The sequence below is a fragment of the Candidatus Poriferisodalis sp. genome (genome assembly GCF_965204125.1).
Taxonomy (GTDB): Bacteria; Actinomycetota; Acidimicrobiia; order Acidimicrobiales; family Poriferisodalaceae; genus Poriferisodalis.
Window position 1 is genome coordinate 3,167,897 of sequence record NZ_OZ241968.1, and the last position, 11,744, is coordinate 3,179,640.

Consider the following 11,744-nt stretch of genomic DNA (forward strand, 5'->3'; position numbering starts at 1 on the left):
TGGGCTTGTTGCTTCGCCAGCTCAGTCGAGAATCCGGATGGGCACGCTGCGGGGGCCGCGGATCGGACCCACCGACCACTTCACCTCATCGGGCTCGACGGCCAGCTCGAAGTTCGGGTAGCGCTCCAGCCAGGCAGTGAGCCCCACTCGCAGCTCCATGCGCGCCAAGTTCGAGCCCAGGCACCGGTGTACTCCCACCCCGAACGCCATGTGCCGGTTGTTCTGGCGGTCCAGGATCAACTCGTCGGGATTCTCGAAGTAGTCCGGGTCGCGATTCGCCGACGGGTACGACAGCAGCACCCGGCGGCCGCCCGACACCGGGCAGCCCGCGATGTCGGCATCCTCGGTGATGTACCGGGCAATCGTGACCGGGCTGTAGTAGCGCAGGAACTCCTCGATGGCCGTGGGCATCAGCTCAGGCTCGTTCACCAGCCGCTTGAGGTCGTCCGGGTGCGAACCGAGATGGAACAACATGGAACCCAGCGTCGACCACGTCGTGTCGATGCCGCCGAGCATCAGCACGAACAGCGCGCCGATGCGCTCCTTGCGCCCGAACGGGCGGGTGCTGCCGTCGCCCAGCTCAGCTTCGGCGTTCAGCACCATGGTCACCAGGTCGTCGGGCGCGTCGTCGCCCATTGCTTCACGATCCGCCAGTTGGGCCGCGAAGAACTGCTGCACTTCGCTAGCGGCTTTGCGGGCGATGTCCAGGTCGATCTGGCCCTCCTTGAGCATCCCGTCCACCCATTGCCGGAATGTCGGACCCATCTCTGCTGAGACCCCGAACAGGTGGCCCATGACCTCGACGGGCAGCAGCTGTGCGAAGTCGAGGGCGCCGTCCACCAGCTTGCGATCGCCCATGTCGTCCAGCAGCCGCTCGGCCATGGCGACGACGGTCGGCTCCAGCTCATCGGTGGCCTTCGGGCTGAACGACGGCAGCAGCGGCCGGCGCACCGGGCCGTGCTCGGGCGGATCCAGCGTGATCGGAGACAGATCCAGCTTGATGTTGTCCGGGTGGTTGGTGTTGACCGCCGTGATGCAATTCGAGAACGTCTCGGTGGCACGGGCGGTCTCGACGATGTCGTCGTGACGGGTCACCAGGTACGCGCCGTAGAAGCGCTCGGTCTGGGCGACCGGGCAGCGCTCGCGCAGGTCGGCCAGGATCTCAGGTCCATTCGCGGCCCACTCCTCGCTGAGATGGTCGAAGTCTGTTGCCCAGTCGGTGACAGGTGGTCGTTCTGACATGTCGGTCGGCGCTCCACTCCTGGCAACCGCCGCGGAATCGTGACGGTACGCACGGACGCTGCCGGCGATCCGCACGGGTATCGATGGTATTCCGCTCGCGGTTCCTTGCGCCGGAGATCCCGGGGGACCTATGGGGCGTCCCGCTCTCGCGCGCGGCATAACGCACGGCCGCTGCGTCGGTTCAGCACGGCGCGTACCGTGGTGACGTGCCGCTCGACATCATCGGGATGATCGGCGTATCGCCGCCCAAGGACGACTCGACCGTGCACGTCATCGAGGGTGGGCTATCTCGCCAGTTCCTCGAGGACTTCAGCCGTGCACACGACGAGGCCGGCTTCGACCTGGTGCTGGTGGGCTACACCTCCACTTCGGCAGACGGATGGTCGGTCGCAACCCACGCAGCCTCGGTGACCGAGCGGCTCGGCTACCTCGTGGCGCACCGGCCGGGCTTCGTGGCCCCCACGCTGGCGGCGCGCAAGGCGGCCACGTTCGACCAGCTCAGCGGCGGACGCTTCGCACTGCACATCATCGCCGGGGCCAGCGACAAGGACAATCAGCGCGACGGCGACTACCTGCCGAAAGCCGAACGCTATGCCCGTGCCGGCGAGTACATCGACGTGATGCGCCGTACCTGGACGTCAACCGAGCCGTTCGACCACGACGGGCCGTACTACCGGTTCAGCAACGTGCGTGCCGATGTACAGCCGCTGCAGCAGCCGTCGCCGCCCGTCTTCTTCGGGGGATCCAGCGAGGAAGCGCTGGAAATGGGGGCACAACGTTGTGACGTGTACGCCATCTACGCAGAGCCACGCGCCGCGGTCGCCGAGCGGTTCGACGACTTCCGCCGCCGGGCCGCTGCCTACGGGCGCACGCCACGATTCTCGGTCAGCGTCCGGCCCATCCTCGGCGACACCGAGGGAGAGGCATGGGATCGGGCTCATCGCATTCTGAGCGGCATCGAGGCTGCCGGCACCGACAAGCTGACGGTGGCGGGCAGCCACCGGGGCAAGCCCTACGACCATGGCGGCGAGCGGATGCTGGGCTATGCCGCCGCGAGCGACGTGCACGACGAACGGCTGTGGCTCAAGATCGCAGAAGCCACCGGCGCTCCCGGCAACACCTCGTGCCTCGTCGGCACGCCCGAGCAGGTGGCCGATGCGATCCTGCGCTACTACCGGCTCGGAATACCGGTGGGCGGCGGCGTGAGCGATGTGGGCTACGTGCTGATCCGGGGCTTCGACCCCTTCAACGACGCCGTCGACTTCGGCCGCGAGCTCATCCCCCGGATCAAGCAGGGCGTCGCCGAACTCGATGCGGTTTCGAGTCACATCGAAGACGCTGACGGCTCCGGCGAGACTGCCTTGGCCGCCGCCGACTGAGACCTCAGCCGTTCCATCGGCCCCGTCACCCACGAGATCGTCGAACAACGAGAACATCTGACTGCGGAGGACGCAATGCTGGACATGGACCTGTCAGGACGAGTGGCGCTGGTGACCGGTGCCAGCAAGGGCATCGGCGAGGCCGCCGTGCGGCTGCTGGCCGACCACGGAGCATCGGTGGCCTTCTGCGCGAGAGGCAGCGAGGCCGTGGAGTCGCTGGCCTCCTATTCGCCCCCATCGGGCACCGGCGCGGTCCGGGGATATACCGCCGACATGGCCGATGCCGATTCCACGCAGCAGTTCCTCGATGCCGCCACTGCCGATGCGGGCCCGCCAGACATCCTGGTCAATAACGTCGGTGCATCGCCGTCGCGCAACTTCTTGTTCATGTCTGACGACGACTGGAGCGATCTGCACCAGCTCAACCTGATGTCAGCGGTGAGATGCACCCGGCACTGCTTGCCCCACATGCGCAAGCAGAAATGGGGACGGGTCGTGATGGTGGCGACAGGTGCCGCATTCTCACCCAACCCTGCCCTCATCGACTACGCCGCAACCAAGGCTGCGATGGTCGCGACGGCCAAAGCGCTGGCCACGAAGTACGGCGCCGACAACGTCCTCACCAACACCATCATCCCCGGCCTCATCCGTACCGATATGTGGGAACGAGCCGCGGCGGAGATCGCCGAGGCCAACGACACCGATGCCGAGGCCATCTTCGCCCGCAACTCCACCGGTGTGCCCCAAGGCCGCTACGGCACACCCGAAGAGGTTGCCTCCGGGATCGTGTTCCTGGCCAGCAATGCCGCCAACTACATCAACGGCAGCTGCCTGACCATCGATGGCGGCGTCGCCAGTTACATCTGACCTTCCACAATTTGATCTGCCGCGGCGTGCCGCGCCCGTGGGCCACACCCGCTGTCGCCGCCGCCCGGCCGCGGCTCTGAAACGTCGCACGTCCGCGGGCTAGCTTTCGGGGCGCAGTGGCGCCCGCTCACCGAAGGGTGCCGACCTCGCCCCACCGCACCGACGAGACGGGAGCACCGACATGGCACACGCCTACACCGACAAGGGCCTCGAGATGCAGGAGGCCGTCAAGTCGTTCATGGACGACCACATCTATCCCAACGAGGAGGAGTACAACGAGCAGTACGAAGAGCTCGTAGCCGCCGGGCAGGTGCACGCCACCCCGGCAATCATGGAGAAGCTCAAGGCGGCGGCACGCGAGCGTGGCCTGTGGAACCTGTTCATCCCCCACCTCGACCCGCAGGCGCCCGGCACCAAGCTCTCCAACCTCGACTACTCGCCGATCTCTGAAGAGCTCGGCAAGGTGTCGTTCAGCTCCGAGGCGCTGAACTGCGCGGCGCCTGACACCGGCAACATGGAGATCCTGAACCTGTACGGCTCCGAGCGGGTCAAGCAGCAATACCTGGCACCGCTGCTGGAGGGAGAGTTCCGCTCGACCTTCTCGATGACCGAGCCCGAGGTTGCCAGCTCGGATGCTTCCAACATCCGCCTGCGGATCGACAAGGACAGCGACGAGTACGTGCTGAACGGGCGCAAGTGGTTCTCCTCGAACGCGCTGCGGCCCGAGTGCAAGGTGCTCATCGTGATGGGCAAGAACGACCCCGACGGACCGCGCCATCGCCAGCAGTCGATGATCGTGGTGCCCCGAGACGCCGAGGGCATCACGGTGGAGCGCGACCCGCTGGTGTTCGGCTACCACCACCGGGGCGGTCACCCCGAGTTGGTGTACGAGAACGTGAGGGTGCCCGAGGACCACATCCTGGGAGGCGAGGGCGAGGGCTTCGCCATCAGCCAAGCCCGGCTGGGCCCCGGACGCATCCACCACTGCATGCGCTCCATCGGCGTGGCCGAACGGGCACTCGAGTACATGTGCAAGCGGGCGCTCGAGCGCCACACCTTCGGCAAGTCGGTCGCCCAGCAAGGCCTCATCCAGGACTGGATCGCCGAGGCTCGCATCGAGATCGACCAGGCCCGCGAGTATGTGCTGCATGTGGCACATCTGATGGACACCATCGGCAACAAGGCCGCCGCGCAGGAGATCTCCGGCATCAAGGTGGTGGTGCCCAACATGGCGCTGAAGATCATCGATCGGGCCATCCAGGTCCACGGCGCCGGCGGCGTCACCCAGTTCTTCCCGCTGGCCGAGATGTACGCCCAGATGCGGACGCTGCGGATCGCAGACGGTCCCGACGAGGTCCACAAGATGACCATCGCCCGCCGCGAGCTCCGCCGCCACGATCCCGATTTCAGGATGTCCTAGGACATCCTGAACATCAGATACGGCGGATGAGCTAGCTCTTGAGCTGCTGGGCCAGCGCGTCCAGCATTTGTCGCACCTCGGCCATTACCGTCGATGCGTCGCCGCCAGGATCGACCGGGGCGTGCAGGCGCAGTCGGCTGCCCCCGGGTACCTGCTCGAGGTCGAACCGCCAGCGCTCGGGTGGCGAGTCGAGCGATTCGATGGCGGCCCGGACGGTGTCGGGCTTGGCCTTGAGATCAATCTCATCGACGACACCCGGCCCGGTGGGCGTCCTAGTGCGCCCATAACGGTCGAAGTAGGCGATGTCAGCAGCCGGGTAGCGCCGAGAGGTCGGCGTGAAGTCGGTGCCGACCGTGTAGGCCACCGGGAACAGGCAGATCTGGGTCACATGGTCTGGCAGCTCCAGCAGCTCGGCGACCGCAGGCGCCTCGTTGAGGTACATCGTGGTCCAGACGGTCCCCAGGCCCCTGCTCCGCAACGCGACCATGAAGCTCCAGGCCGACTGGATCACTGAATCGAACAGCCCGGGCCGTCCGCTGCCGTCGTGGCGCCCGAGAATCGTGGGGATCACGAGCGCCGGCGTCCTAGCGATGTTCTCGCCGAGGTGACGTGCACCGGCCATCAGCCGTTCGTTCGGGTGGCCGCTGCCTTCCAGCCGTTTCGCCGTCTCAATCACCCAGTCGACGCCGGCCGACAGGTACAGATCAGCCATCCGATCCTTGGTCTGCTGATCCCTGATGATCATCCACCGGCGGCTGCCGTTGTTCCCACCGGTCGGTGCCTGCTCGGCAACGTCGATGCAGTCGAGGATGATCTGATCATCGACATCCCTGTCGAAGTCGAGGCGCTGGCGCACGCCCCGGGTGGTCATCAGCGCATGATCCACGATCGCCCGGTAGCCAGGTGTGCCCGGTGCAAAGGCCGGCTCAGCCGTCATGTCACTCCGATCCTTTCGTGATGCGCCCTTCGAGAGTACGGCGACGTACCGGAACTAGCTTGGGAAGATGCTCACGGCCGGCGATGTGGCATCGTTCGAGGCCAACGGCTTCGTCACGGTTGATTCGCTGATCGACCCCGAGCTGCTCGAGCCGCTCAGGGAGCGGTTCGAGCAGCTGTTCTGCGGCGACTTCGAGACCGGCATCTCCCCAGATGAGGTCAACTGGCTCTCGGGCCGCGACGATCCGACGCTCACCAGGCAGATATGCAACGGTTGGAAGGCTGACCGGCTGATCGCCTCGACGGTGCTCGATGCCCGCCTGGGCGAGGCCGTGGCCACGCTGGCTGGCTGGACTGGCGCCCGCATCATCCAGGACAACGTGCTGTGGAAGCCCCCCGGCGCACGTTCTGTCGGCTTCCACCGTGACAACGCCTACTTGGCTTGGTACACGCCGACCGAGATGTTCTCGTGCTGGATCGCACTCGACGACACGGCGGCCGGAGGCGGCACGATGGAGATCGCACGGGGATCGCACCGATGGCCGACCGGCGGAGACCAGATGGGCGAGTTCCATGCACCGGAGGACTACCGGGCCACCGTGGCGGCTGCCGCCGGCGCCAGCGGTGCAGAAGTCGACCTCGTGCCGGTGGAAGTTCCCGCCGGGGGCGGATCGTTCCATCACGGCTGGACGTGGCACGGGTCGGGGCCGAATGAGTCTGATCGGCACCGGCGCGCGCTCGTGCTGCACTGCGCCTCCAGCGAGGCCCGGTTCGACCGGGCTGGCTTCGGCGAGGGCAACGGCCCGATCTACGCCCGCTATGCGCGGCTCGCCGACGACGAGATGGACGAGAACCACTTCCCCATCCTGTGGCGGCGCGACGGCTACCGGACGCCCGGGATCTAGCAGGTATCAGCAACAGCTGGGCCTGAGCGCCTAGCGTTCGATGACACCGAGGGGGAACATCGATGGCACTGACCGTGCAGAGCTCACCGGCATCGCACGACTACCGGCACCTCGTACAGGACGACCGCATCCACGGCAGCCTCTACACCGATCCGGCGGTGTTCGCAGACGAGATGCAACGCATCTTCACCGACGGCTGGGCGTTCGTGGGCCACGAATCGGAGGTGCCCGAGGTAGGCGATTGGGTTTCCCGGCGCCTCGGCACCGAGCCGGTGCTCATGGTGCGCAACCGTGACGGCGCGATCAGCGTCGTGGCGAACCGCTGCGCCCATCGCGGCACCACGCTCTGCCCGCAGAACGACGGCAACAACCGCAACTTCCGCTGCGCCTACCACGGCTGGACCTACGACCTCGACGGCACGCTGCTCGGCGTTCCCGGGCCCAAGGGCTTCCACAAGGACACCGCCGATCTCGGGCTCGACCGTCCCGGCCAGGTCGACGACTACCGGGGGTTCGTGTTCGCCAATCGCAGCGGCACCGCCGGCTCGCTCAGCGACCATCTCGGCGCAGGCGGCACTGATCTCATCGATCGCACCTCGAATATGTCGCCCACCGGCAGGGTCCGCCTCTCTGCGGGCTGGATCGGTCAGCGGATCGACTCCAACTGGAAGATGTGGCCCGAGAGCGACCACGACGGCTACCACCTCAACTTCACGCACGCGTCCATGGCCCGGGCCGTCCCCGATACCTACTACGACGAGATCGTGATGACCGGCGAGGAGGCCTCAGAGTCGGCCACCCGCGCCTACGACGGCGGTCATCTCGAACTCGACTTCCGCCGCAGCTACACCGCTGAGTTGGCCTGGCTCGGCACCACACGCGAGAAGGTCGCCGACTACTGCGATGCTCTCGAGGGGTCCTATGGCCCCGAGAAGGCCAAGACGATCATGTGGGACGGCCCGCCGCACGCCCTGGTGTTCCCGAACCTGTTCCTGGCCGAGATGAACATCGCTCGGATCGAACCGGTCGCACCGGGGGTCACGGTGCACCGCCACACTCCCCTGCTGGTCGAGGGCACCGACGAGAGCGTCAACCGGCGGCTGGTGCTGCAGTCCGAAGCGGCAATGGGCCCTGCATCGTTCTTCCTGACCGACGATGCCGTGATCGCCGAACGCATGCACCGGGCCTTCGAAGGGGCTGCTGTCGGCGACGACGGCTGGGTCGATCTCAGCCGAGGCCTCGAGCGCGAACAGTCGGCAGACGGTCAGCGCTGGAGCGACATCACCGACGAGACCACCAATCGCGGCTTCTGGCATCACTACCGCGAGGTCATGGCCAGCGTGGTGGGCGACCGGCACAACGGCGTCTGAGCAACTGCGATGGCGACCGTGGACGAGCCAACGCGTCGCGACATCGAGGCATTCGTGTATCTCGAAGCCCGGCTGGCGGACGAGTCCCGCTACGACGAGTGGGAGGCGCTGGTCACCGACGACATGCACTACTGGGTGCCGTTCGGCCCGGGTGACTACGAGCCCGGCACCCGGGTCAGCTACATCAACGACAACCGGGCCCGCCTGGGCACCCGCATCCGGCAGCTCGCCACTGGCGTTCATCACGCACAGGACCCGCCGTCATCGATGCGCCGGGTGGTGTCGAACATCGAGATCCTGAGCGCGGAAGGCGACGAGTTCGAGGTTGGCAGCAACTTCGTGCTCTACGAGCACGCCGTTCAGGCAACCGGGCACCTGCGCCTATGGGCAGGCCGGGCGACACACCGCTTGCGGCGCACAGCCGACGGACTGCGCATGGCGGCCAAGACAGTGGAGCTGGTGAACTCCACGTCGCCGCTGCCGAACCTGCCCTTCATCATCTGAGCAGCGCCATGAATGGCTAGTCGAACTTGGGCGGCCGCTTCTCCACGAACGCCCGCTGGGCCTCCCGGGCGTCGCTGCTGTGGAACGTCTCGCCCTCCAGGCTCAGCGACAGCGGCAGGATCTGTGCCGACATCTGCCGGATCCAGTTGTTGATGGGCACCTTCGAGGCGCTGATGGCCTTCTGCGGGCCAGCCGCTAGCTGGTCTGCTTTCTCGACGGCCGTGTCGAGAATCGCGTCATCGTCCACCAGGAAGTTGACGAGCCCCATGTCGTAGAGCATCTGGCCGGTGACCCGCTCGCCGGTCATGAGATGCCACTTGGCCCGGTTGACCCCCATCAGCAGCGGCCAGATCACCTGGCCGCCGTCGCCCGCGCCGATGCCCATGTTGACGTGCGTGTCGGCGAACACCGAGCTGTGCCCTGCCACCACGACATCGCACAGCAGGGCGATGTTGGCGCCGAGGCCCATGGCGTAGCCCTGCACGGCGGAGATGATCGGCTTGCGCAGCTCGAGCAGGTGATCGACGATCTGGCGCCCCTCTTCGAAGCTGACTGCCGGCCCGCCGGTGTCGCTGAAGTCGCCCCCCGCACAGAACGCACGGCCCGAACCGGCCAGCACCACGACCTTCACGTCGTCGTCGGTCTGGGCGTCGCGGGTGAAGCTGGCCATCTCGTGGTGCATCTGGCCGTTCACGGCGTTGAGCCGTTCTGGGCGGTTCAGCGTGACCACGGCGACGCCGTTGTCACGCTTGTCGATGAGCATTGCCTGATAGTTCGCTTGATCCAGCGGCATGACGAGCCTCCCCCGTGTTTCAGGCCACTTGGCTGGCGCTCAACGTACTGCGGATAGCACCCGGCCAACCTGGGTGTGTGGGCGGCCGACGATGCGTTCGTAGTTCGCTGGGTCGGTGGCGCCCTCGGTCACCATGACCAGCACGGTGGCGCTTGCGGGGTCGTCCAGCGCCGCTGAGCCCTGCTCATCGGCCAGGAGTGCTCGCACGCCGGCCAGCGAGGCGCTGCCGGTCTCGCCGGCGACCACCTGCGAATCGGCCAAATCCGCCATGGCCGCACCGGCTGCGTCGCTGTTCACCGACACGCACCAGTCGACGCCGCTCGCCATCATCGGCCACGCCAGCGGCGAGGGCACCCCGCAGTTGAGGCCGACCATGATCGACCGGTGCGGGCCGGGAGTCTCGGTGATCTCCCCGTTGATCGTCGACATCTGCACGCAGTTGGCGTCGTCGGGCTCCACCGACACCAGCACAGGCCGATGCTCCCCGCTGCGGTAGTGGGTGACCGCCGCAGCCATGAAGGCGCCGACACCCACGGGGACGGCGACCAGATCTGGTTGGTCGATGCCATTGGCGGCGAGCGCGTCGTCGACCTCGGCGAAGATCGTCGTGTAGCCCTCGGCGACGTTGGCGGGAATTGTCTCGTACCCCGGCCACGAGGTGTCCGACACGACCAGGCAGCGATCGCCGGCCATCTCGGCGCTCTGGGTGATGGCGTCGTCGTAGGTGCCGTCCACGACGGTCACCGTGGCGCTCTCGCCCTCGATCGCGGCGATGCGAGCCTCCGAGGTGCCGTCGGGCACCAGGATGTGCGCGTCGAAGCCCAGCAGGCGTGCCATGAACGCGACCGCTCGCCCGTGGTTGCCATCGGTGGCAGCCGCCAGCGTCATCGGCCGCAGGTGCGCCAAGCTGGTTGCCAACTCGTTGATGTTGGCCCAAGGCGGGGGCTCCTGGCCGATGTGCTCGCAGACAGCGCGGTATGAAGCCCACGAAGCACCCAGAATCTTGAACGAGGGCAGGCCCATGCGCTGCGTCTCGGCCTTCACCAGCACCTGCCCCACGCCCAGACTGTCGGCCAGCCGGGGAGCATCGATGACCAGGGTCGGCGCATATGCAGGCAGCCGGCGGTGAAACGCCATCACCTCGGGCGACACAGCTGGCCAGTCGCGCCCGTCGAACAGTGGGTTCCGGTTGACCAGAGCACCCATTGCTGACCTCCCCAATCCGTGTCTCCGTCGAGTTCGGTCTCAATCGAGTTCGTCGAGCGACGCGAATAGCCGCTGGGCCTGCTCGGCCGCTTTGGCCCGCACCTCAGCTGGATCAACACGCGTCGCGATGCCGCCGGCCAGCACCTGCTCCCCGTCGATCGTGATGTCGAGGGGGTGCACGCCAGGCGTATAGGCGAGGTGCCACGGATCGGCGCTGGGGTACGACCAGCGCACCGTGTCGTTGCGGGCGTCGGGCATCAGCTCCCAGCCTCGTGCGAGCCATTCCCACGGCGGGTCGGGCGAAGCGGTGACGTCGTGCTCACGCAGCCGGGCGTAGGCCACCCGGAACTCATCGAGCATGTCTGCGCCGATGCCGTCGGTGCCGAGCGCGATGGGGTTCGCGGCGGCGAAGCGCGTGGGATTGGCATAGCCGACTGCGTTGTTCATGTTGGAGCGAGGGTTGTGCACGATCGTCCCGGCGAGACCGTGTTCGGTGGGCAGGTGCACGCCATGGATAAGCAGCCAGCGATCGTCGCTGAGACCGGCCAGCCGCTCTGCGGCATCCGCGTCCGGGGGGCCTTCGGCCACGTGAATGTGCACGCCCACGTCGTACCGGCTTGCCAATTCCGCCGCCGACGCAAGCGTGTCATCGGTACAGGTGAACGACGCATGGACGCCGACGTAGCCCTGGCCGCCGGCGGCCAGGTAGCGCTCGTTCTCTGCCAGACCGCGCCTGGCGCCGTCGCTGCCGTGACGGTCGGTGACGCCGTAGCAACAGCTCACCCGCACGCCGACCTCGGCGCACGCCGTTGCGATCACGTCGAGCGATCCCTCAATGGCGTTGGGAGACTCGTGATGATCCACGATCGCCGTGCAGCCCGATTCCAGCGCTTCCAGCGCTCCGAGCTTCGCCGACCACCCCAGCATCTCCAGATCGAGCGCTCGGTCGAGACGCCACCAGACCAGCTCGAGGATTTCGGCAAAGCCCCCTGGCGTGCGCGGCGGTGCAGGCATGCCCCTGGCCAGCGCCGAGTAGAGGTGATGATGCGAGCACACCAGTCCCGGCGTCGTCGCACCCTCCTCGCTCACGGCTGCGAGCGTAACCCCGGCCTCGGCGTCGAT

Annotated in this window: 11 protein-coding genes; 6 read left to right on the forward strand and 5 right to left on the reverse strand. The window is 67.0% G+C overall.

Going from position 1 to position 11,744, the window contains the following annotated elements:
* Positions 1 to 21: 21 nt before the first annotated feature.
* Positions 22 to 1,242 carry a cytochrome P450 gene (locus ACOGXD_RS14610; RefSeq protein ID WP_419915747.1) on the reverse strand — a complete coding sequence of 407 codons (1,221 nt, stop codon included), beginning with the start codon at positions 1,240 to 1,242 and terminating at the stop codon, positions 22 to 24.
* A 206-nt stretch (positions 1,243 to 1,448) separates the two neighbouring features.
* Between ACOGXD_RS14610 and ACOGXD_RS14615 the strand changes: the two genes are divergently transcribed.
* The 3 genes from ACOGXD_RS14615 (at position 1,449) to ACOGXD_RS14625 (ending at position 4,908) form a co-directional block, all read left to right on the forward strand.
* The gene (locus ACOGXD_RS14615) at positions 1,449 to 2,621 is read left to right on the forward strand and encodes an LLM class flavin-dependent oxidoreductase (protein ID WP_419915748.1); all 1,173 of its coding nucleotides are present in this window, start codon (positions 1,449 to 1,451) and stop codon (positions 2,619 to 2,621) included.
* 75 nt (positions 2,622 to 2,696) lie between these two features.
* On the forward strand, positions 2,697 to 3,488 hold the full coding sequence (locus tag ACOGXD_RS14620; RefSeq protein WP_419915749.1) for an SDR family NAD(P)-dependent oxidoreductase: 792 nt from the start codon (positions 2,697 to 2,699) through the stop codon (positions 3,486 to 3,488).
* 181 nt (positions 3,489 to 3,669) lie between these two features.
* The gene (locus ACOGXD_RS14625; RefSeq protein ID WP_419915750.1) at positions 3,670 to 4,908 is read left to right on the forward strand and encodes an acyl-CoA dehydrogenase family protein; all 1,239 of its coding nucleotides are present in this window, start codon (positions 3,670 to 3,672) and stop codon (positions 4,906 to 4,908) included.
* 31 nt (positions 4,909 to 4,939) lie between these two features.
* Here ACOGXD_RS14625 and ACOGXD_RS14630 read toward each other — a convergent pair whose 3' ends face one another.
* Positions 4,940 to 5,845 carry a nitroreductase family protein gene (locus ACOGXD_RS14630; protein WP_419915751.1) on the reverse strand — a complete coding sequence of 302 codons (906 nt, stop codon included), beginning with the start codon at positions 5,843 to 5,845 and terminating at the stop codon, positions 4,940 to 4,942.
* Between the two features lie 67 nt (positions 5,846 to 5,912).
* Between ACOGXD_RS14630 and ACOGXD_RS14635 the strand changes: the two genes are divergently transcribed.
* The 3 genes from ACOGXD_RS14635 to ACOGXD_RS14645 all read left to right on the forward strand — a co-directional run bounded on the left by ACOGXD_RS14635 (position 5,913) and on the right by ACOGXD_RS14645 (position 8,623).
* Entirely contained in the window at positions 5,913 to 6,749 is an 837-nt protein-coding gene (locus ACOGXD_RS14635) for a phytanoyl-CoA dioxygenase family protein (RefSeq protein ID WP_419915752.1), read from the forward strand.
* A gap of 62 nt (positions 6,750 to 6,811) precedes the next feature.
* A complete protein-coding gene (locus ACOGXD_RS14640) occupies positions 6,812 to 8,119 on the forward strand; it encodes an aromatic ring-hydroxylating oxygenase subunit alpha (protein ID WP_419915753.1) in 1,308 nt (435 codons plus the stop codon).
* Between the two features lie 9 nt (positions 8,120 to 8,128).
* Positions 8,129 to 8,623 carry an aromatic-ring-hydroxylating dioxygenase subunit beta gene (locus ACOGXD_RS14645; RefSeq protein ID WP_419915754.1) on the forward strand — a complete coding sequence of 165 codons (495 nt, stop codon included), beginning with the start codon at positions 8,129 to 8,131 and terminating at the stop codon, positions 8,621 to 8,623.
* A gap of 16 nt (positions 8,624 to 8,639) precedes the next feature.
* On the opposite strand, the gene ACOGXD_RS14650 is transcribed toward ACOGXD_RS14645, so the two are convergent.
* From ACOGXD_RS14650 to ACOGXD_RS14660, 3 genes are read right to left on the reverse strand one after another with little or no spacing between them, the layout of a single operon-like run.
* Positions 8,640 to 9,416: an enoyl-CoA hydratase-related protein gene (locus ACOGXD_RS14650; protein ID WP_419915755.1), complete on the reverse strand. Its 777-nt coding sequence runs from the start codon at positions 9,414 to 9,416 to the stop codon at positions 8,640 to 8,642.
* 39 nt (positions 9,417 to 9,455) lie between these two features.
* Positions 9,456 to 10,622 (reverse strand): diaminopropionate ammonia-lyase, encoded by a 1,167-nt coding sequence (locus ACOGXD_RS14655; RefSeq protein ID WP_419915756.1) that lies wholly within the window; start codon positions 10,620 to 10,622, stop codon positions 9,456 to 9,458.
* Positions 10,623 to 10,661: 39 nt separating this feature from the next.
* On the reverse strand, positions 10,662 to 11,711 hold the full coding sequence (locus ACOGXD_RS14660; RefSeq protein ID WP_419915757.1) for an amidohydrolase family protein: 1,050 nt from the start codon (positions 11,709 to 11,711) through the stop codon (positions 10,662 to 10,664).
* Positions 11,712 to 11,744: the final 33 nt, after the last annotated feature.

What these genes read in the sequence shown, in the direction of transcription:
- ACOGXD_RS14610 (WP_419915747.1), bottom strand. Translation starts at nt 1,242, where the DNA reads ATGTCAGAACGACCACCTGTCACCGACTGGGCAACAGACTTCGACCAT.
- ACOGXD_RS14620 (WP_419915749.1), top strand. Translation starts at nt 2,697, where the DNA reads ATGCTGGACATGGACCTGTCAGGACGAGTGGCGCTGGTGACCGGTGCC.
- ACOGXD_RS14625 (WP_419915750.1), top strand. Translation starts at nt 3,670, where the DNA reads ATGGCACACGCCTACACCGACAAGGGCCTCGAGATGCAGGAGGCCGTC.
- ACOGXD_RS14630 (WP_419915751.1), bottom strand. Translation starts at nt 5,845, where the DNA reads ATGACGGCTGAGCCGGCCTTTGCACCGGGCACACCTGGCTACCGGGCG.
- ACOGXD_RS14635 (WP_419915752.1), top strand. Translation starts at nt 5,913, where the DNA reads ATGCTCACGGCCGGCGATGTGGCATCGTTCGAGGCCAACGGCTTCGTC.
- ACOGXD_RS14640 (WP_419915753.1), top strand. Translation starts at nt 6,812, where the DNA reads ATGGCACTGACCGTGCAGAGCTCACCGGCATCGCACGACTACCGGCAC.
- ACOGXD_RS14645 (WP_419915754.1), top strand. Translation starts at nt 8,129, where the DNA reads ATGGCGACCGTGGACGAGCCAACGCGTCGCGACATCGAGGCATTCGTG.
- ACOGXD_RS14650 (WP_419915755.1), bottom strand. Translation starts at nt 9,416, where the DNA reads ATGCCGCTGGATCAAGCGAACTATCAGGCAATGCTCATCGACAAGCGT.
- ACOGXD_RS14655 (WP_419915756.1), bottom strand. Translation starts at nt 10,622, where the DNA reads ATGGGTGCTCTGGTCAACCGGAACCCACTGTTCGACGGGCGCGACTGG.